The 18,540-nt window shown below is 68.6% G+C and carries 21 protein-coding genes; 11 read left to right on the plus strand and 10 right to left on the minus strand.

Annotated elements, in window-relative coordinates; translation table 11 throughout:
- Positions 1 to 87: 87 nt before the first annotated feature.
- The 5 genes from TU34_RS20110 (at position 88) to TU34_RS20130 (ending at position 2,917) form a co-directional block, all read left to right on the plus strand.
- Complete coding sequence (locus tag TU34_RS20110; protein ID WP_045824676.1) at positions 88 to 711, plus strand: AIM24 family protein; 624 nt, start codon at positions 88 to 90, stop codon at positions 709 to 711.
- A 5-nt stretch (positions 712 to 716) separates the two neighbouring features.
- The gene (locus tag TU34_RS20115; RefSeq protein ID WP_045824753.1) at positions 717 to 1,409 is read left to right on the plus strand and encodes an AIM24 family protein; all 693 of its coding nucleotides are present in this window, start codon (positions 717 to 719) and stop codon (positions 1,407 to 1,409) included.
- Between the two features lie 10 nt (positions 1,410 to 1,419).
- Positions 1,420 to 2,169, plus strand: a complete 750-nt coding sequence (locus tag TU34_RS20120; RefSeq protein WP_045824677.1) for an AIM24 family protein — start codon at positions 1,420 to 1,422, stop codon at positions 2,167 to 2,169.
- Positions 2,170 to 2,351: 182 nt separating this feature from the next.
- Positions 2,352 to 2,648: a hypothetical protein gene (locus tag TU34_RS20125; RefSeq protein ID WP_045824678.1), complete on the plus strand. Its 297-nt coding sequence runs from the start codon at positions 2,352 to 2,354 to the stop codon at positions 2,646 to 2,648.
- Positions 2,645 to 2,917, plus strand: a complete 273-nt coding sequence (locus TU34_RS20130) for a hypothetical protein (RefSeq protein WP_045824679.1) — start codon at positions 2,645 to 2,647, stop codon at positions 2,915 to 2,917. Before TU34_RS20125 ends, TU34_RS20130 begins: the two co-directional genes overlap by 4 nt.
- A gap of 15 nt (positions 2,918 to 2,932) precedes the next feature.
- Here TU34_RS20130 and crcB read toward each other — a convergent pair whose 3' ends face one another.
- The 4 genes from crcB to TU34_RS20150 form a co-directional block, all read right to left on the minus strand.
- Positions 2,933 to 3,304: a fluoride efflux transporter CrcB gene (gene crcB / locus TU34_RS20135; protein WP_045824680.1), complete on the minus strand. Its 372-nt coding sequence runs from the start codon at positions 3,302 to 3,304 to the stop codon at positions 2,933 to 2,935.
- Positions 3,301 to 3,735, minus strand: a complete 435-nt coding sequence (locus TU34_RS20140) for a fluoride efflux transporter FluC (RefSeq protein WP_045824681.1) — start codon at positions 3,733 to 3,735, stop codon at positions 3,301 to 3,303. The genes crcB and TU34_RS20140 overlap by 4 nt, the downstream gene beginning before the upstream one ends.
- 41 nt (positions 3,736 to 3,776) lie before the next feature.
- Positions 3,777 to 4,208, minus strand: a complete 432-nt coding sequence (locus TU34_RS20145) for an organic hydroperoxide resistance protein (protein ID WP_045824682.1) — start codon at positions 4,206 to 4,208, stop codon at positions 3,777 to 3,779.
- A gap of 118 nt (positions 4,209 to 4,326) precedes the next feature.
- A complete protein-coding gene (locus TU34_RS20150; protein ID WP_045824683.1) occupies positions 4,327 to 5,802 on the minus strand; it encodes a catalase in 1,476 nt (491 codons plus the stop codon).
- 377 nt (positions 5,803 to 6,179) lie between these two features.
- Here TU34_RS20150 and TU34_RS20155 point away from each other — a divergent pair, with 377 nt between their 5' ends.
- Positions 6,180 to 7,151: an isopenicillin N synthase family dioxygenase gene (locus tag TU34_RS20155; RefSeq protein ID WP_045824754.1), complete on the plus strand. Its 972-nt coding sequence runs from the start codon at positions 6,180 to 6,182 to the stop codon at positions 7,149 to 7,151.
- Complete coding sequence (locus TU34_RS20160; RefSeq protein ID WP_045824684.1) at positions 7,148 to 8,449, plus strand: amidohydrolase family protein; 1,302 nt, start codon at positions 7,148 to 7,150, stop codon at positions 8,447 to 8,449. Before TU34_RS20155 ends, TU34_RS20160 begins: the two co-directional genes overlap by 4 nt.
- Before the next feature lie 11 nt (positions 8,450 to 8,460).
- Here the strand turns inward: TU34_RS20160 and TU34_RS20165 are convergent, their stop codons facing one another.
- From TU34_RS20165 to TU34_RS20175, 3 genes are read right to left on the minus strand one after another with little or no spacing between them, the layout of a single operon-like run.
- Entirely contained in the window at positions 8,461 to 9,099 is a 639-nt protein-coding gene (locus TU34_RS20165) for a hypothetical protein (protein WP_045824685.1), read from the minus strand.
- A 25-nt stretch (positions 9,100 to 9,124) separates the two neighbouring features.
- On the minus strand, positions 9,125 to 10,147 hold the full coding sequence (locus TU34_RS20170) for an aspartate-semialdehyde dehydrogenase (RefSeq protein ID WP_275041766.1): 1,023 nt from the start codon (positions 10,145 to 10,147) through the stop codon (positions 9,125 to 9,127).
- Between the two features lie 33 nt (positions 10,148 to 10,180).
- Complete coding sequence (locus TU34_RS20175) at positions 10,181 to 11,446, minus strand: aspartate kinase (protein WP_045824686.1); 1,266 nt, start codon at positions 11,444 to 11,446, stop codon at positions 10,181 to 10,183.
- A 138-nt stretch (positions 11,447 to 11,584) separates the two neighbouring features.
- Here TU34_RS20175 and TU34_RS20180 point away from each other — a divergent pair, with 138 nt between their 5' ends.
- Positions 11,585 to 12,937, plus strand: a complete 1,353-nt coding sequence (locus TU34_RS20180) for a membrane protein (RefSeq protein ID WP_045824687.1) — start codon at positions 11,585 to 11,587, stop codon at positions 12,935 to 12,937.
- 29 nt (positions 12,938 to 12,966) lie between these two features.
- Here TU34_RS20180 and TU34_RS20185 read toward each other — a convergent pair whose 3' ends face one another.
- The 3 genes from TU34_RS20185 to TU34_RS20195 all read right to left on the minus strand — a co-directional run bounded on the left by TU34_RS20185 (position 12,967) and on the right by TU34_RS20195 (position 14,518).
- Complete coding sequence (locus TU34_RS20185) at positions 12,967 to 13,371, minus strand: SRPBCC family protein (RefSeq protein ID WP_045824688.1); 405 nt, start codon at positions 13,369 to 13,371, stop codon at positions 12,967 to 12,969.
- Positions 13,372 to 13,455: 84 nt separating this feature from the next.
- A complete protein-coding gene (locus tag TU34_RS20190) occupies positions 13,456 to 13,716 on the minus strand; it encodes a hypothetical protein (protein WP_045824689.1) in 261 nt (86 codons plus the stop codon).
- Positions 13,717 to 13,789: 73 nt separating this feature from the next.
- Positions 13,790 to 14,518 carry a TetR/AcrR family transcriptional regulator gene (locus TU34_RS20195; RefSeq protein ID WP_045824690.1) on the minus strand — a complete coding sequence of 243 codons (729 nt, stop codon included), beginning with the start codon at positions 14,516 to 14,518 and terminating at the stop codon, positions 13,790 to 13,792.
- Positions 14,519 to 14,671: 153 nt separating this feature from the next.
- On the opposite strand from TU34_RS20195, the gene TU34_RS20200 reads away from it, so the two are divergent.
- From TU34_RS20200 to TU34_RS20210, 3 genes are read left to right on the plus strand one after another with little or no spacing between them, the layout of a single operon-like run.
- Positions 14,672 to 16,189: an MFS transporter gene (locus TU34_RS20200; protein ID WP_045824691.1), complete on the plus strand. Its 1,518-nt coding sequence runs from the start codon at positions 14,672 to 14,674 to the stop codon at positions 16,187 to 16,189.
- A 38-nt stretch (positions 16,190 to 16,227) separates the two neighbouring features.
- Positions 16,228 to 16,788 carry a nitroreductase family protein gene (locus TU34_RS20205; protein WP_045824756.1) on the plus strand — a complete coding sequence of 187 codons (561 nt, stop codon included), beginning with the start codon at positions 16,228 to 16,230 and terminating at the stop codon, positions 16,786 to 16,788.
- The gene (locus TU34_RS20210) at positions 16,785 to 18,407 is read left to right on the plus strand and encodes an FUSC family protein (protein WP_045824692.1); all 1,623 of its coding nucleotides are present in this window, start codon (positions 16,785 to 16,787) and stop codon (positions 18,405 to 18,407) included. Before TU34_RS20205 ends, TU34_RS20210 begins: the two co-directional genes overlap by 4 nt.
- Positions 18,408 to 18,540 lie beyond the last annotated feature (133 nt).

Below are 18,540 nucleotides of genomic sequence, written 5' to 3' on the forward strand. Positions count from 1 at the left end.
TCGAGTCCTGCGCCCTACGATGGCCCCGAACATGCGCCCGGTCGCACCGGCCGGACCGCATCGGGCGTCCGTCCTCGAGGAGCACCGATGGCTGAACTGGTCGAACACTCCGCGCGCATCGTCGCCGCGCGGCTCGACAACACCTCGATCCGGGCGATATCGGGATCGATGGTGTCCTACCAGGGCACGGTGGCGTTCAAGTCCGCGGGCTTCGGCGGCGGATCGGGCGTGCTCGCCGGGCTCAAGCAGCGCGCGACCGGCGAGAGCCTGTCGTTGATGGAGGCCACCGGTTCCGGGGTCGTCCACCTGGCCGTGAACGGGCAGTACGTGAGCGTGTTGGCGCTGAACAACGAGACGCTGCAGGTCGAGTCGCAGCAACTCCTGGCGATGGCAGGCGCCCTGCAGACCAACGTCACCTTCGCCGGCCTCGGGGGTATGAGCAGCGGACAGGGGCTGTTCACCACCACGGTCACCGGCACCGGTCAGGTGGCCCTGCTGTCGTCGGGCGGTCCCCTGATCCACCTCGAGGTCAACCCGAACCTGCCCCTGGTGGTCGACCCCGACGCCTTCGTGTCGGCGAAAGGTCAACTGCAGCAGTCATTCGTCACCGACGTGAGCTGGCGCGACATGGTCGGCGCCGGCGGCGGCGAGGCCTTCTCCCTGCGCTGGCAGGGCCAGGGCGTCGTCTCGATCCAACCCGCGGAACGGTGAACGCCATGGTCTTCGAGAAGGTCAACAGCAAGGTCGTCTCGGTCGACATCGCCCGCGCCGGAGGCGTGATCGCCCGCAAGGGAGCCATGCTCTTCTACACCGGCCAGGTGATGTTCTCGCCCCACATGATCCCCGGCGCCGGCGGCGCGGGCCTCGGCGCGATGGCCGGCGTGGCCGGTCGGATGATGGCCGGCGAGCACGAGAAGACGATGCTGGCGCAGGGAACAGGCGTGGTGCACTACGGGTTCGCCGGCCTCGCCGTCCATATCGTCGATCTGCCCCAGGGCGGCACGGTGACCGCCGACGCGTCCCGACTGCTCGGCCACACCGCGGGTATGCAGGCGTCGGTGGTGATGATGCAGTCCCAGTCCGGCAGTGGCGGTGGCGGCCTGCGCAACGCCCTGCGCGGCGCCGCGACCGGAGCCCTCACCGGCAACGGGTTGATGACCACGCAGTTGCAGGGACAGGGCGCGGTGGTGTTGCTCGCGCACGGCGAGGTGATGGAGCTGCGTGTGGGTGGTGAACCCGTGGTCGTCGACCCGCAGGCGTTCGTGGGAACGCTGGGACACGTTCAGACACAGCTGAAGTCGGCGCTGAGCTGGCGAGATGCGGTCGGTCGCGGCGCAGGCGAGGCCATGCAGCTGCACTGCACCGGCGACGGCATCGTGTTCGTGCAGGCATCGGAGCAGAAACTGTGAGGGACACGCTGTGAGCGACATCCTGAATCCCGCGGTCCTGGTGGGAAACGACAACGTGCCGCACAACTCCTACGCGTACTACATCACCCTCGACAAGCCCTGGATCATGTCGAAGGGCGCCATGATCGCCTACTACGGGCAGATGCAGTTCCGGACATTGATGCAGGGCCTGCAGTCGGGACTGCTCGCCTCGATCGCGGGAACGATCAGCGCACCGATGTACATGGGCAACTTCGTCGTCGCCGAGGGCCAGGGGACGTTGATCATCGGTGATCGTGGATTCGACATCAACTCCTTCGACCTCGACGACGGGAATCTCACCGTGCGCGCGGCGAACCTGCTCGCCTTCGAGCCCGGTCTGCAGCTCAACCAGTCGATCGTGCCCGGCTACCTCACCCTCATCGGGACAGGGAAGTTCCTCGCGTCCTCGAACGGGCCGGTGATGTTCGCCGAGCCACCGGTGCGCGTCGATCCGCAGTCCCTCGTCGGCTGGGCCGACTGCCCGTCACCGAGTCACCACTACGACCAGAACTGGGTGAACGGCTTCATGGCCGCCGGCGCCGCCATGATGGGGGCGGGCAGCGGCGAGGAGCAGCAGTTCGACTTCACCGGCGCGGGAACGGTTCTCATCCAGTCGAGCGAGAAGGTCCGCGACGACGCCGACGTGGTCCGCACCATCGAGACCCAGATCCCCGCGCTGTCGCAGGGCGGCATCCGCCGGATCATGGCCACGGCGCAGGCGCACATCAGCCAGCAGTGATGGTCACCCGCCCGATGGGCGGCGTCGTTATCGATCCGTTACCGATGTTCTCGAATGGATACCGATGCGTTCAGGGATTCTCTGTTCGGGCAGGTAACGGTATAGCGTCCTTTTCATAGCGATCAAAGAAATGGGTCGTCGCGTCACCCGCGCCTGACCGCGCGTTGTTCGAAAGGCCCGCCATGGACCAGAACATTCTCGAGCACCACATCCCCCAGCCCGCAGGCGTCGAGCCCGCGGTCACCAGCCCGGCCACCTTCGCGGCCCCTTCCCTCGCCGATGCGGACACCGCGTCGGATTCGGTTCTCGCCGATGTCGCCGACAAGGCGGAGAACCTGCTCGGCGACATCGCCGACGCGCTGCCCGGTCCGCCGGAGAGCCTGCTCCTCGGCGAGCACGGAGGCGTCATCATGCTCGCCGCCCTGGTCATCGCGACCATCGTGATCCTGGCCGCCTCCGCAGCCACCGGGGCACTGTGAGCACGGGCTCCGCACCCATGGGGGTCGGCCCCGACGAGCGCAGCCGCGACTGGCTGACCCTGGCCATCGAGGGCGTTCTCGTCGCCGTCATCCTGGGCACGCTCATCGGCGCGGTCGTGACCGCGCTGCCGCTCATGGGTCTGCTGTCGACGATCGGTGTCGTCGCAGCTTTGGTCGTCATCGTGCTGCTCGTGGTCCTGGCCGCCTATCTGGGCCGCAGTGCCGACGACGAACCACTCGAGTCGCTGGGCGACGTCGAGAACTTCTGACACGTCTATCGTCGCTCAGCCGAGCGCGTAGACGATGCCGAGGCCGGCGGCGCACGACGCCAGCGACAGGATCAACGACAGTGCCGCATAACCGATCCCGGCGCCGACGCGACCGGATCGCAGCAGCGTCACGGTCTCCACGCTGGCGGTGCTGAAGGTGGTGTAACCACCGCAGAAGCCGGTGCCGATCACCGCCTGCCAGTCGGCATCGACCCCGGCGCCGGTCACCAGGCCGGCGATCACACCGAGCGCGAACGATCCCGTGACGTTGATGATGGTGGTCTGCCACGGCGTCGACCACCCGAAACGGTGGCGCAACTCGCCGTCGACGGCGAAGCGGGCCACCGCCCCGAGTGCGCCCGCGAGGGTGACGAGGACCGCGATCACCGCGTCATCACCGATCGCGAAGCTATGAATCCGAGTGCGGCGCAGACGATCCCGGCGATGACGGTCGCCGCGACATAGGCGATACCCACGACTCGGTCGGCACCGGCGAGTAGCCGGTCCGATTCCAGGGCGAAAGCGCTGTAGGTGGTCAGGGAGCCGCAGAACCCGACGCCGACGAGAAGCCGGATCCGCTGGCGCACACCGGTGTCGGGACCCGACACCGTCAGCCAGCCCACCAATGACCCGAGAATCGTTGCGCCGACGAGGTTCACGACGAACGTGGCCCACGGCCAGTGCCCTGACGTCGCCGGATCGAGCTGCTCGGCGGCGTAGCGGAGCGCGGTCCCGACCAGCCCGCCGCCGAACACCACGAGCATCGCGCGCACCTGGCGATGCAGTGGGATCGGGGCCGGCGTCTCGGGATCGGTCACGCGCTCACGCTACAACCGCCTCTCGGGCTCCGACAGGCGGATCAGACGTGCGCGGTGACCGTCTGCTCGATGTTGCCCTTGGTCGCCTTGGAGTACGGGCAGAACGAATGTGCGGTCTCGGCGACCTTGTCGGCGGTCTCCTGGTCCAGGCCGGGCAGCGTGACGTCGATCGCGGCGGTGAGGCCGAATCCACCGTCGGAGGAATCCTTGCCGATACCGATCGTGACCTTGACCTCGGTGCCCTCCGGGGGCTTCACACCGGACTGCTCGGCTGTGGCGCGCAGGGCGCCGAGGAAGCATGCGGCGTAACCGGCCGAGAACAGCTCCTCGGGGTTGCTGCCCTCACCGCTACCGCCCATCTCCTTCGGCGGGCGCAGATCGAGATCGATCTGACCGGTGTCGGAGTAGACTTGTCCGTCGCGTCCGCCGCCGGTGGCCTTGGACGTGATCGTGTAGACGGTGTCGATGCTCATGAGCTCCTCTTCCTGAAGGGACAGTGGGGTACGTGAACCACAGAACACGTACGCCGAACACAACGGCCCCGCGGAACGGATTGTTCCGTGGGGCCGTTGTGTGTGGTGTCGACGCAGATCAGCCCTGGGCGCCCTCGCGGACCCCGGCCTCGACCTTCTTGCCCAGGTCGGGATCGACGTTGGTCCAGTACTCGAACACGCGGCTGAGCACGGGCTCCTTCACACCGTCGAGGACGTGGCCGACGATGTTGTCGACGAGCCGATCGCGGGCGTCGTCGTCCATCACCTCGCGGACGAGCTGACCCGCCTGCACGAAGTCACCGTCCTCGGGGTGCTCGACGTAGCCGGTACGCAGCGCGTCGCCGTCGAAGCTCCAGAGGCCCTCGTCGCCCGCGGCCTGTTCGGAGGCGTGCGGTCCCCCGAAGGAGTTCGGGGCGTACACCGGGACCTCGGGTCCGTTGGAGCGGTACGACATCGATCCCTCCTTGGAGTAGGTGTTGATCTCGGCGTTCTTCGCGTAGTTCACCGGCAGCTGCGAGTAGTTGGTGCCGATGCGGTAGCGGTGGGCGTCGGCGTAGCTGAACACCCGACCCAGCAGCATCTTGTCCGGCGAGAAGCCGATGCCCGGAACGACATTCGACGGCTCGAACGACGACTGCTCGATGTCGTTGAAGAAGTTGCGCGGATTGCGGTTCAGCGTGAGCTTGCCGACCTCGATCAGCGGGTAGTCCTTCTGCGACCAGACCTTGGTGAGGTCGAACGGGTTGAACTTGTATCCCTCCGCCTCGTCCACCGGCATGACCTGGATCTTAAAGGTCCAGCTCGGGAAGTCACCGGAATCGATGGTCTCGTAGAGATCCTTGCGGTGATGATCGGGGCTGCTGCCGGCGAGGGTGTCCGCCTCGTCCTGGGTGAGGAAGTCGATGCCCTGGTCGGTCTTGAAGTGGAACTTCACCCAGAAGCGTTCTCCCGCTTCGTTGACCGTCTGGTAGGTGTGCGAACCGAAGCCGTCCATGTTGCGCCACGTCTTCGGGATGCCGCGGTCACCCATCAACCAGGTCACCTGGTGTGCGCTCTCCGGGCTCAGGGTCCAGAAATCCCACTGCATGTTGTGGTCACGCAGGGCCGAGCCGGGCAGACGCTTCTGCGACCGGATGAAGTCCTGGAACTTGATGGGATCCTTGACGAAGAAGACCGGGGTGTTGTTCCCGACCAGATCCCAGTTGCCCTCGGTGGTGTAGAACTTCAACGCGAAGCCGCGCGGGTCACGCCACGTGTCGGGGCTGCCCTGCTCGCCAGCGACGGTCGAGAAACGCGCCAGCGCTTCGGTTTTCGTGCCCTGCTGCAACACAGCAGCTTTCGTGTACTTCGAGATGTCGTGGGTGATCTCGAGTTCACCGAAGGCGCCGCCGCCCTTGGCGTGCACGACGCGCTCCGGCACGCGCTCGCGGTTGAACTGCGCCATCTTCTCGATGAGGTAGTGGTCGTGCAGCAGGATCGGTCCCTGCGGGCCGGCGGTCAGCGACTGATCGTCGCTCGCGACCGGGATGCCGGTGTTGGAGGTGGTGTGCGGGGTGGAGGCGTTCTGGGTCATCGATGGTCTCCTAGTGGTGCCGTGCGGCTCGCCAGGGCTCGAAGAGTCGCGCTTGTCGGTCGGGCTGCATTCGTTCACGGCCGGAGATGGGACCAACGCTACGGCATCATCTGGAACGGATCCAGACAGCTGGGGGATGAGAGTTCCGCCCGGAGGCCTCGCGGCCATGTTCGAGTGGCGCGGTCCCCGCCGGTGTTCTAGCGTCTGTGCGCAGAGGTCGTGTGTAGCACCGGGCAGTCCCGGTGTTCGCGTCCGCGGTGTTCTCACTCTTCACGCCGCGTCGAAAAGCGCATCCGCCCTCACGTCGAAGAGAGATCACACCCGTGAACGACACCACCCAGGACGACACCACCCGGAACGCGAGCCCCCGGGCACCGATGACCGAACTCCTGCGCGAGAAGCGCATGGGCGGCGTCGGAACCGAGACCACCCGCCGAGAGATCCGACGCATCAGTCTGCGTGATCTCGACACGCGACACGACGCGATCGCCGCCGAGTTGTGGAGCGCGGCAACCGACATCGGGTTCTTCCAGATCGTCGACCACGGGATCGACGCCGACACCCTCGACCGCGTCTTCGCGGCATCGGAGCGATTCTTCGCCCTGCCCACCGCGGTGAAGGAGCGCTACCCGTTGCGCCCGGGCACCAACGCCGGGTGGGAGTACTCGTCGCAGGTTCGCCCGTCGGTCGGAACGCCCGATCAGAAGGAGTCGTTCCAGGTCACGCGGCCGCGCATGGACGGCCTCTGGCCGAGCGACACCGAGCTCGAGGGCTTTCGGGATCTCGTCGAGGGCTTCGAACGACGGTGCTGGGAGATCGCGATGCGGGTGCTCGGGTGCTTCGCCCCTGCCCTCGGTTTTGATCGTGACTTCTTCACGCGGGCACACGATCCGGCGAGTACCGACTACCAGAGCACTCTGCGGCTGCTGCACTACTACCCGTTCGGCGACGACCTCCTCGACCGGCCCGATCTCTGGCGGGCCGGCGCACACACCGACTTCGACGCACTGACACTGCTGTTCCAGAGATCCGGTCAGGGCGGCCTGCAGGTGCTCCCCGGCGCCGAGAGCGACGAGCAGGCCTGGACCTCGGTGGAACCGTCCGACGACGCGATCACCTGCAACATCGGCGACATGCTGATGCGCTGGTCCGACGACCGCTTGCCGTCGAACTTCCACCGCGTGCGCTCGCCTCGACGCGACGAGTACCGGGGAGCGCGCCACACCATCGCGTTCTTCGCGCAGGCCAACCGCGACGTCGTGATCGAGGGGCCCGGCGGGAAGTACCCGCCGATCACCGCCCACGACTACCTGCAGCAGCGCATCGCCGCCAACTTCGCACGCCGATGAGCGTTCTCGTGCCCGACGCGTCGGTGTACACCGGCGGCCGGTGGGACAGTCACCGCGACATCGTCATCGACGACGGCGTGGTGACCGCGATCGTGCCCGCGGGGACCGGTGAGGGCGTTCGTGCGACCGCGCCCGGAGGCCACGTCATCCCCGGCTTCGTCAACACCCACACCCACCTCCAGCAGTCGCTGATGCGGGGCGTCGCCGAGTGCACACCACTGCTCTCGTGGCTGCTGGAGGTGGGTCGGCGGTCGACGGCGATCACGCCCGAGCGCGCCTATCTCGCAGCGGTGTCGGCGTCGCTCGAGGGACTTCGTTCGGGAACCACCACCCTGCTCGAACACATGTGGCCGCACCCTTCGCCCGACGTGCACGACGCAGTGATCCGGGGTCTGCGCGACACCGGTGTGCGGGCCGTGGTGGGGCGCGGGATCGCAGACCGCGCGGATGCGACCCGCCGGTGGGGTTTCGAGCCGTCGCTGATGCAACCGCTCGACGAGGTGTTCTCCCACGTCGAGCAGATGCGCCAGGCGGTCGCGGGCTCGACGATCACCGTCGGACTCGCGGTGCCCAACCCCCGCTCGCTGACGCCCGACGGGATGGCCGCGGTCCGCGGGTACGCCCGGGCGCGATCGATGACGGTGTCGATACACCTCGCGGAGACGCCGACGGACGACGCGATGTGTCGCGAGCACGCCGGCGTCGGCGCGCTCGACTACCTCGCGACGTCGGATTTCCTGTGGGACCGGTTGCTCGCCGTGCACTGCGTGGAGGTCTCGGCCCAGGATCGCGAGACGTTGCGCGCGCACGGCGTCGGCGTCTCGCACAACCCGCTGTCGAACATGCGGCTGGGCAGCGGTGTGGCACCGGTCCCGGCGATGCTCGCCGAGGGACTGCGTGTGGGACTGGGCGTCGACGGCGCCGCCAGCAATGACACCCAGAACATGCTCGAGTCGTTCCGGATCGCCGCCTACCTGCAGCGGGCCACCCACAAGAGGGCCGATCTGCTCGGCTTCGGCGAGATGATCGACATGGCGTGTGGCGGCGTCAACCCGACCATGGGGCTGCCCGAGGTGGTCGGCGGGGTCACGGTGGGCGCGCCCGCCGACCTGACCGTCATCCGCTTCGACCGGGACTTCGCGACGCTGCCGGTCAGCGACCCCGGTGCGTCGATCCTGACCACAGGGAGCCCGTCGATCGTCGACACCGTGCTCGTGAACGGTGAGGTGGTGATCGCCGACGGCCACAGCACCCGCGTCGACGAGTCCGCACTCACCGCGCAGATCGCGACACTGTAGCGACCACGGGCTCAGCCCCGACGGGACCGCATCTGTCCCGGACGCAGTCGCATGGGCTCGGGGAGCCACTGATTGACGCTGCGACGCAGCGTGAACAGCGCCGAGAGCAGGAGCAACGCGAACTGCACCCACGCGACCACCGTCATCACCGGCGAGACCTCGGGGTAGTCGAAGAGCAGGTCGATGCCGACCGGGATGCACAACAGCATCAACACGACGGCGGTGACGTAGAAGCTGCGGCAGTTGCGGCTGTGGTGACGCGCGGTGGCGGTCAGCAGCGGGTACTGGATGGCGAGCAGCACCACGATGGCGATCAGCATGATCACCGGGTACGTCGAGGACAGCGAATCGACCTGCGTGGCCGGCGCCGACTCACGGGGGTTCGTCGCGATGCCCTCCTCCAGCCGCCCGCGCAGGGCGTCGGAGATGGTCCCGAGGTTGATCAGCCCGTACGCCGCGCTGATGAGAGCCGCGACGGCACCGCCCACCCACAGCACGAACGCGTGCTGCAGCGCGCGTGGCGGTGGTCCGATGTCGTCGGTGCGCAGATCCTTGTCGGCCGACGTCCGACCGGCCGCGATCTCGGCCATGTCCATGGCGTCGAGCTCGGCGAGGCTGGGAATGGGCTCGGGGTCCTGCGGAGTGCTCACGCACTCCAGTGTGGCACCCGACCGATCAGACGAGCAGTTCGGCGATCTGGATGGTGTTCAGCGCGGCACCCTTGCGCAGGTTGTCGCCGGCGACGAACAGCGACAGGCCGCGTCCGTCGGGTACGCCCTCGTCGACACGGATCCGTCCGACCAGCGATTCGTCGATGCCGGCCGCGTCACGCGGGGTCGGCACGTCGACCAGTCGCACGCCGGCGGCGTCGGCCAGGATCTCGCGCGCACGCGCAGGCGACAACGGCCGGTCGAACTCGGCGTTGATCGACAGCGAGTGGCCGGTGAACACGGGCACACGCACACACGTGCCACTGACCAACAGCCCGGGCAGATCGAGGATCTTGCGCGACTCGTTGCGCAGCTTCTGGTCCTCGTCGGTCTCGAACGATCCGTCGTCGACGATCGACCCGGCCAGCGGGATCACGTTGTAGGCGATGGGGGCGACGTACTTGACCGGATCCGGACCGGTGACCGCGGACCCGTCGTGCACCAGCCCCTCGACACCGTCGATCCCGGCACGCAGCTGCCCGGCGAGCTCCTCGACACCGGCGAGGCCGCTCCCCGAGACCGCCTGGTAGCTCGAGATGATGAGCCGACGCAGACCGGCCTCGGCGTGCAGCGGCTTGAGCACCGGCATCGCGGCCATCGTGGTGCAGTTCGGGTTGGCGATGATGCCCTTGGGCGGGTTCGCGGCCAGGTGGCCGTTGACCTCGGAGACGATCAGCGGGACGTCCGCGTCCTTGCGCCACGCCGAGGAGTTGTCGATCACGGTGACCCCCGCGGCGGCGAACCGCGGCGCCTGCTCCCGCGACATCGTCGCGCCGGCCGAGAACAACGCGATGTCGAGGCCCGAGGGATCGGCGGTCGCCGCGTCCTCCACGGTGATCTCACCGTCGAGCCACGGCAGCTTCTTGCCCGCCGACCGCGACGACGCGAAGAACCGCACCTCGTCGGCGGGGAACTCCCGCTCGGCGAGCAGGGTCCGCATGACGGCACCGACCTGTCCGGTCGCGCCGACGACTCCGATACTCGTCACGAACTCTCTCCTCGTTCCGCCCGTGTCATCGGGTCACCGTCCTGTTCCTGCGTGCACGGTCGCGACCTCGTCGCCACCGAGATCGAACGCGGAGTGGATGGCGCGCACGGCGTCGTCGAGCTCGGTGTCGCGGCACAGCACCGAGATCCGGATCTCCGAGGTGGAGATGAGTTCGATGTTGATACCGGCCTGGCTCAGCGCCTCGCAGAAGGTGGCCGTGACACCGGGGTGGCTCTTCATGCCGGCACCCACCAGCGACACCTTGCCGATGTGGTCGTCGAACAGGATCTCCGAGAACCCGATCTCGCCCTTGAGCTTCATCAGCTTGTCGACCGCGACCGGCCCCAGTTCCTTCGGCAGGGTGAAGGTGATGTCGGTCTTGCCGGTGTCGACCTTCGACACGTTCTGCAACACCATGTCGATGTTGATCTCGGCGTCGGCGACGGCACGGAACACCCGGGCGGCGTAGCCGGGCTTGTCGTCGAGCCCCACCACGGTGATCTTGGCCTCGCTGCGATCGTGTGCGACTCCGGTGAGAATTGCGTCTTCCACTGCGATGTCCTCCATCGAACCGGACACGATGGTGCCGGGCTTGGTCGTGTACGACGAGCGAACGTGTACGGGAACGTTGTATCGGCGTGCGTATTCCACGCATCGCAGCATCAGGACCTTGGCGCCGCACGCGGCCATCTCGAGCATCTCCTCGAAGGAGACGGTCGCGAGGTGGCGTGCGTCGGGGACGATGCGCGGATCGGCGGAGTAGATGCCGTCGACGTCGGTGTAGATCTCGCACACGTCGGCGTTCAGCGCCGCGGCCAGCGCGACGGCGGTGGTGTCGGAGCCGCCGCGACCGAGGGTGGTCACGTCCTTGGTGTCCTGCGAGACGCCCTGGAAGCCGGCGACGAGGACGATCTTGCCCTCGTCGAGCGCGCTGCGGACGCGGCCGGGGTTGACGTCGATGATCTTCGCCTTGCCGTGGCTGCTGGTCGTGATCACGCCGGCCTGCGATCCGGTGAACGACTGCGCCTGCGCGCCCATCGAGCTGATCGCCATCGCGACCAAGGCGTTGGAGATGCGTTCACCGGAGGTGAGGAGCATGTCCATCTCGCGGGCGGGCGGCGAGGGGCACACCTGCTCGGCGAGGTCGAGCAGCTCGTCGGTGGTGTCGCCCATCGCCGAACACACGACGACGACGTCGTTCCCCTGCTTCTTGGTGGCGACGATCCGCTCGGCCACGCGACGGATGCGTTCGGCCGATGCGACCGACGATCCGCCGTACTTCTGCACCACGAGCGCCACGCCGGCCTACCTCCACCTGTCCTCGTCTGTGTACCGCCATCTGAGACTCGCCATACCCTACCGGCCGACCTGCGCCATGACCGATTCGAGCGGTGACCTGGCCGGATCGGTTCGATCGCGGGGCTTACGATCTGTGTCGTGGCAGGAACCCCCTCGGCGAGCACCCCGACGGCGACCGACCGTCCCGGGTCGAGCACCGACGCCCTCGAGCCCACGTCGACCGACACCGCGTCGCCGGTCGAGCCCGGATGGGCCGCCCGACATCAGGACTGGCTGGCGCCGATCGCGATCTATCTCGCGATCCGCGCGATCGGGCTGTTGACGCTCGCCCGCTTCGCCGATCTGCGAGGTGGCTCGGTCGGCTACTTCCTCTCGTCCTGGGACGGCCGCTGGATGTTGGCGATCGCCGAGCATGGATACGGCGGTGTGCCGTTCACGCAGGCCGACGCCCACGGCTATCGCGACGCCAACACCCCCTACGCCTTCTTCCCCGGGTACCCGATGCTCGTCGGTGCGGTCGCGAAACTGCCCGGCGTCACCACGTTCGGTGCCGCGATGGCGGTCAACATCGTGGTCGGCTGCATCGCCGCGGTCGGCGTCGCGCGCCTCGGTGCGCTGTGCTGTCGCCTGATGGGCGACCGGCCGCGCGGCGGGTCGGGCTGGTTCACCGACAACCTGCGGATCACCTCGCGCGTCTCGATGTTCCTCAACTCGACCACCGACTCCACCGACGCGCCGACGTCGCGGGTGGTCCCGCGCCGTGTCGGGCTGATCCTGGTGGTGCTGTTCGCCGCGGCACCGATGGGCATCGTGCTGTCGATGGCGTACACCGAGGCCCTGTTCTGCGCGCTCGCGGTGTGGGCGCTCGTCGGTGTCCTCGAACGCCGATGGCTGCTCGCCGGGACCATGACGATGCTCGCCGGACTCACCCGCCCCACGGCCGTGGTGCTGGTCGGCGTGGTGATGCTGGCGGCGCTGCTCGCCCGTCGCGACGGACCACGTGCGTGGCTCGCGGTGATCCTCAGCCCGCTGGGCTATCTCGGCTACCTCGGCGTGGTGTGGCACCAGACCGGCAGTCCCACCGGATGGTTCACCATCCAGACCCAGGGGTGGGGCACCGAGATCGACTGGGGCAAGGCCGCCTGGCAGTTCGTCAACTACTCGCTCGTCAACGCCGACGAGGTCGCCGTGGTCGCGACCGCATGGATCATGGTGGCCACCATCGCACTCGTCGCGGTCTGCGTGTGGGAACGGTTGCCGTGGCCGGTGCTGCTGTACGGGACGCTGGTGATCGTGTCGATCGTCGCCTCGAGCGGTTTGATGATGAGCCGACCGCGACTGTTGTTGCCCGCCTTCGTGATGCTGATCCCGTCGGCGATCGCACTGTCCCGCGCCCGCCCGTTCACCCAGCTGTGGGTGCTCGCCGCGGTGGTGACGCTGAGCTCGTGGTTCGGCGCCCACATGCTGACGGTCTACCCGCACGCGATCTGAGCGCGCGGGGCCGATCAGGCCCGGGTAGGTCAGGCGCGAGCGAGCGCCAGCTTCTCGATCCGCGGCAGGGCGATCGCCATGATCGTCAGGTAGGCCGGAGCCCAGAGAGGCACACCGAAACTCAGCACACACCGGTTGTCCCCACGCGGGATGACCTCGTGACGCGTCGCGGGGACCCCGGCCACCCGCCACGCCCACGCCCGGCCCTCGACGAACTCGGTGATGGTGAACGGCAACGGCACCCCCACCGGGGTCCACACCTTGCCGCGCGCTCCTGCCTCGAGCCCGCCGGGGGTGTCGAGTTGCGCCCCCGTCACCGACGGCCCCCACTCCGGCCAGGCCGTCAGATCGGTGATGACGTCCCACACCGCGGCGGCGGGTGTGTCGATGGTCAGTTCGACCGATGGCATCGCGTGTCGCAGTCCCAGTCGCATGGTCCCGACAGTAGGTGCCGACGCCGGCGTGTGCCGGGGGCATGACCGTCCGGGTCACGGCTGTCCGGGTCACACCTGCGGGGCTCACCGCACCCCGAGCCACCGCGGGCCGGGGAACCCGGTGTCGGTGTCGGCCCCCGACCGCTCGTGCGCGGCGAGTCGATCGCGGGCGGCGCGGATGGTCACCTCGTCACGGATGCCGTCGGCATCGGGACCGAGGTCGGTGAGGACACCGGCGTAGGAGTCGAGGGTGGGCAGCCCCGCCTCGCGACGACTGCGACGATCGGCGACGGCCAGCGCCAGGACGAGAGCAGGGGCCAGGATCAGGATCAGTGTGAAGGTCATGGCACTGACTCTGCGGGCACAACGATCCTGCCAACAGTGGCAGTTGCGACACTCTTCGCAAAGATCCCGCCAGTCAATGCGCGGCGGCCTCGAACCCCACGCAGAGCAGCTCGACGCCGTGGTCGAGCCGGCGCCGCGAATCGGTCAGTCGGCGCTCGCGGCCGACTCCGCGCAGGGCCGCCACACGGGGCGGCGGCTCGTCGGTCTCGTCGCCGTCGAGCACGTCGTCGAGGCCGCTACGGGTGGAGACCTGCTCGGGGTTGGTCCGCAGCAGCTGATCACTGACGTCGGCCAGCGCGACTCCCTGGATGTAGCTCCAGAGGGTCAGGGTCATCTCGGCCGACGTCACGCGGTCGACACCGAGCTGGGAGAAGCCGGCCATCATCCAGTCCAGACACCCCAGACTCGACGCGCCCATACTGTGCCGCGGTGACGAGTAGGCCAGCACGACCCACGGGTGACGCTGGTAGAGAGCCCAGTCGATCTCGACGGCGACCTGCACGCACTCACGCCACGTGCGGTGACCGACGACGGCGAGATCGTCGCTGAGCTCGTCGCCGCGCCCGTCGGTGCGCGCCATCTCGTGCGGGTAGGGGAATCGCCGGCCGACCTCCTCGGTCATGGCCATGAGCAGCGCGTCCTTGTCGGCGACGTGGCGGTAGAGCGACATCGCGCCCACCCCGAGGCGGTCGGCGATCTTGCGCATGGTGACCGCCGCGAAGCCCTCGGCGTCGGCGAGATCGATCGCCGCCTCGACGATCGCCGTCCGGGTCAGGCGCGTCGTCGAAGTCGATTCGGTCATCGCACGTCACCTCCCGTCGGCGGTGGCGCAGAGCACCACAGAATTCATTTGCGTACAGCGTACCCAACTGGGTATCTTTGCCGGAGCAAACCATCCGCGTACGCCGTACGCGCACCGGTGTCGACAGTCGAGTCAGCAGAGGAGGACAGCAGCATGAGCACGATCGCGCAGACAACAGGAGGCGCCGACCCGCGAGGGACGCAACCACGCACCGACCCCCGTGCCTGGCTGGGCCTCGCGATCATGTCGCTGCCGGTCCTGTTGGTCGCCATGGACTTCTCGGTCCTCTACCTCGCCATCCCGACCATCACCGATCAGCTCGAGCCGACGGCGGCCGAGCAGCTGTGGATCGTCGACATCTACGGCTTCCTCATCGCCGGTCTCCTCATCACGATGGGCAACATCGGTGACCGCTTCGGGCGCCGCAAGATCCTGCTGTCGGGCGCGACACTGTTCGGCCTGGCGTCGGTGATCGCGGCCTTCGCGCCGAACCCCGAGGTGCTCATCGGCGCGCGCGCCCTGATGGGCGTCGGTGGTGCGACCCTGCTGCCGGCGAGCCTGTCGCTGATCAGCAACATGTTCCCCAACCTGCGCCACCGCTCGCTGGCCATCGGCGTGTGGACCGCATGCTTCGCCGGCGGCTCGGCCGTGGGCCCGGTCATCGGCGGCGTGGTGCTGCACCACTTCTGGTGGGGTTCGATCTTCCTTCTCAACGTCCCGATCCTGCTGGTGCTGCTGGTGCTGGCACCGCGGTTGGTCCCCGAATACCGTTCGGGCACCACCGATCCGTTCGACGTCCTCGGTGTCGTGCTGTCACTGCTCGGCATCCTGCCGCTGGTCTACGCGATCAAGCATCTCGCCGCCGACGGTGTCGATGCCGTGGGGATCGTCTCCGCGGTCATCGGTGTGGTCGCGATCGTGGCGTTCATCCGACAGCAGCGCAGCGCGAAACACCCTCTGCTGCAGATCAACCTGTTCCGTCTCCCCGCGTTCACCTCGGCGATCATGGCCGCGTTGACGTGCATGATGACCCTCGGCGCGCTGTCGTACCTGACCGGCATCTACCTGCAGTCGGTGCTGGGCCGCGATGTGTTGGCCGCCGCTCTGGCGGGTGTCCCGATGGCCGTCGCCGTCGCGGTGTTCTCGCTGGGGGCGTCGCGGATCAGCTCGTTGCTCGGCACTCGCGGGGCCTTCGTGACGGCGTTGCTGTTCGCCGCGGTCGGCAACCTCGGGTTGCTGGGCCTGGGCACCGACACCCCGTTGTGGATCTACCTCGCGGCGACCACCGTCGCCGGCGTCGGTTACGGCATCGTCTTCAGCCTGGTGTCGGAGGTCGCGGTGGCCTCGGCCCCGCCCGAACGCGCGGGCGCGGCGTCGGGGATCAGCGAGACGAGCTTCGAGCTGGGCACCTCGCTCGGCCTCGCCCTCATCGGTTCGCTGGCGACGCTGGTGTTCCGCGGCAATTCCGACGGACGCGACTTCTCGGACACGCTGGGTGAGACCCTGCGGCACGCAACACAACTGGGCTCCGGCCAGGGTGGCGATCTGGCGCAGACCGCCCGGACCGCCTTCGTCGACGGGCTGCATGTCGCCGTGGGCACCAGCGCAGGAATACTGGTGGTGATGGCCGCGGTGATCGCGGTCGTGCTGCGCCGCCGACAAGCGCGCTGATGGTGCCCGCACAGCGGGCGCAGGGAGGGACGACAACCGTGCACGAACTCTTCGAGAAGCGATGGAGCGCACGAGGCCTCGACGCCTCGGCCACCATCCCCGCCGATCACCTCACCTCGATTCTGGAGGCGGGGCGCTGGGCGCCGACCTGGGGGTCGACGCAACCCGTGCGATTCGTGGTGGGAGTGCGCGGCGATGCGACGTTCACCACACTGACCGAGGTGCTCAGCCGCGGGAACGCCTGGGCGAGCGCGGCGTCGGCGTTGATCCTGCTCACCACCCGCGACGACGCCACCGACGCGAACGCGACCACCTACGGTGCCGTCGATCTCGGTCTCGCGACCGCCCAGATGATCCTGCAGGCCGTCGATCTCGGGTACGTGGGTCACCCCATGGCCGGTTTCGAGGTCCCCGCGACCATCGAGCGCTTCGAGATCCCCGCGGGTGAGCGGCCGCTGGTGCTGCTCGCGGTCGGGACCCTCGCCGACCCGGCCACGCTGGAGCCGAAGATCGCCGAGAAGGACGCACGCGAGCGCACACGACGGCCCCTGGGGGAGATCGCGTTCGCCGAGCGCTGGGGCCACCCCTTCGGCGGATGAGTTCCGACGACGACTCGGCACACCATCCGCCGCCCCCGCGGCCGTCGTTGCGGGCGCTGTTCTTCGGGGTGTCGGGGTTCGGCACGCGCTGGCCGGCCGCGGTACGGGCCGCGGCCGCGTTCGCGCTGCCGGCCGTCGTCCTGCTGATCGGAGGACTCGGTCACAACGCGCTGTTCGCCGCGCTCGGTTCGTTCGCGGTGCTCTACGGCGAGAACCGTCCCTTCCGGATCCGATGGCGGGTCATCGGCATCGCCTCGGCGGCGCTGGTGGCCTCGGTCGCGGTGATGGGGTCCCTCGGCCACCTCGCCGACCTCGACGCCTCGGTCGCGGTGCGGTCGGGACTGGTGATGGCGTCGGTCGTCATCGCCGGGGTCGCGGTGTTCGTGGGCAATGCCCTGCGGATCGGTCCGCCCGGTCCGCTGTTCTTCGTGCTGACCGGCGGGATCTCCGCGACGGTGACCCAGCACGGTGTGAATCCGTGGGTCGTCGTCGCGTGTACCGCGGCCGGGACCGTCGGCTCGATGGTCGCCGGGATGGCCCCGGCGCTGGTGCACCGCTCACGACCCGAGGAGTCGTCGGTGAGCGCGGCCGTCGCCGCGATCGACGACTACCTCGCGACCGACGCCCCGCCGGAATCGGCTCTGCGGCAGGGTGCGTCGGGGCAACTCCTGCACGCCTGGAGCGTATTGCACGACGCCGCACAGACCGACGGCGTCCTGGCGCAGCGACTCTGGCAATCGCACCATCGACTCCACGGCGCCACCGAGGAAGACGAAACCCTCTCGACCGCACCGCTGCCGCGCCCGTCGGTGGGACAACGACTCCGGGCCGCCGCGCATCCGAACAGCCACGCCACGGTCGCGACCGTCCGGGTGGTCGTCGCGGCCACCGTCGTCGGGCTCGTCTCGGTCGCGGTCGGGTTGAGTCGACCGGACTGGGCGATCGCCGCGGTCGTCCTGGTTCTACAGCTCGGGCCCGACCGCATCCGCGGCGTGTTGCGCGGCGCCCATCGACTCGCCGGAACCGTTGTCGGCGTGGGCCTGTTCGCGGTGGTGCACCTCCTCGAACCGGGCAGTGTGGCGCTCGTCGCGATCCTGACCGTCCTCACCTTCACCATCGAGATCAGCGTGGTGAGCAACTACGGACTCGCCGTCCTCGCCATCACACCCCTCGCCCTGCTCATGTCGCCGACGACAGCGGGCCTCGCGGTGATCGCGGGCGACCGGATCATCGAGACGGCGCTGGGCGTGGCCGTCGCGGTCGCCGCGTTGTGGGTCGTGAGCCCCGGCGCACATCGACGCACCACGCGGTGGTCCCGGTCGGCCGCGGTGGGGAACATGCGACGCCTGCTCGACGACGTCGCCGTCACCTCACCGCACACCGACGCCGCGCGGGCGGGCCGACGGGATGTGCAGTGGGCGCTGATGGAAGCCGAGCTCGCGGCCACCGAGAGCGCGGTCGACGAACCCCGCTGGGCCCACACCGACTGGCCCTCCCACGTACACCTGCGTCACCTCGGCCACGACCTTCTCGCCGCGTGCTGGACGGCTCCACGCGACCGTCCGCTCGGCGCGGACGTGGTCTCCGACCTCCGAGCCCGTGCGGCCGCGGTCGGGTGACCTCTCGGGGATCAGCTCTTGGGGACGACTGTTTGGCCCATCACGGGGGCGGGGGTATCGTCTGCCACCATGCGGCGCAGCCTCCTTCTCGGGTGCCGCGGCGGGGTCTGATCAGACCGGCTCCCCGTCGCGG

Source organism: Williamsia herbipolensis (assembly GCF_000964005.1).
Taxonomy (GTDB): Bacteria; Actinomycetota; Actinomycetes; order Mycobacteriales; family Mycobacteriaceae; genus Williamsia_A; species Williamsia_A herbipolensis.

Bases quoted from the DNA above. Each gene is read 5' to 3' on its own strand.
- TU34_RS20110 (WP_045824676.1), top strand. From the start codon at position 88: ATGGCTGAACTGGTCGAACACTCCGCGCGCATCGTCGCCGCGCGGCTC.
- TU34_RS20115 (WP_045824753.1), top strand. From the start codon at position 717: ATGGTCTTCGAGAAGGTCAACAGCAAGGTCGTCTCGGTCGACATCGCC.
- TU34_RS20125 (WP_045824678.1), top strand. From the start codon at position 2,352: ATGGACCAGAACATTCTCGAGCACCACATCCCCCAGCCCGCAGGCGTC.
- TU34_RS20145 (WP_045824682.1), bottom strand. From the start codon at position 4,208: ATGAGCATCGACACCGTCTACACGATCACGTCCAAGGCCACCGGCGGC.
- TU34_RS20150 (WP_045824683.1), bottom strand. From the start codon at position 5,802: ATGACCCAGAACGCCTCCACCCCGCACACCACCTCCAACACCGGCATC.
- TU34_RS20155 (WP_045824754.1), top strand. From the start codon at position 6,180: ATGACCGAACTCCTGCGCGAGAAGCGCATGGGCGGCGTCGGAACCGAG.
- TU34_RS20160 (WP_045824684.1), top strand. From the start codon at position 7,148: ATGAGCGTTCTCGTGCCCGACGCGTCGGTGTACACCGGCGGCCGGTGG.
- TU34_RS20185 (WP_045824688.1), bottom strand. From the start codon at position 13,371: ATGCGACTGGGACTGCGACACGCGATGCCATCGGTCGAACTGACCATC.
- TU34_RS20190 (WP_045824689.1), bottom strand. From the start codon at position 13,716: ATGACCTTCACACTGATCCTGATCCTGGCCCCTGCTCTCGTCCTGGCG.
- TU34_RS20195 (WP_045824690.1), bottom strand. From the start codon at position 14,518: ATGACCGAATCGACTTCGACGACGCGCCTGACCCGGACGGCGATCGTC.
- TU34_RS20200 (WP_045824691.1), top strand. From the start codon at position 14,672: ATGAGCACGATCGCGCAGACAACAGGAGGCGCCGACCCGCGAGGGACG.
- TU34_RS20210 (WP_045824692.1), top strand. From the start codon at position 16,785: ATGAGTTCCGACGACGACTCGGCACACCATCCGCCGCCCCCGCGGCCG.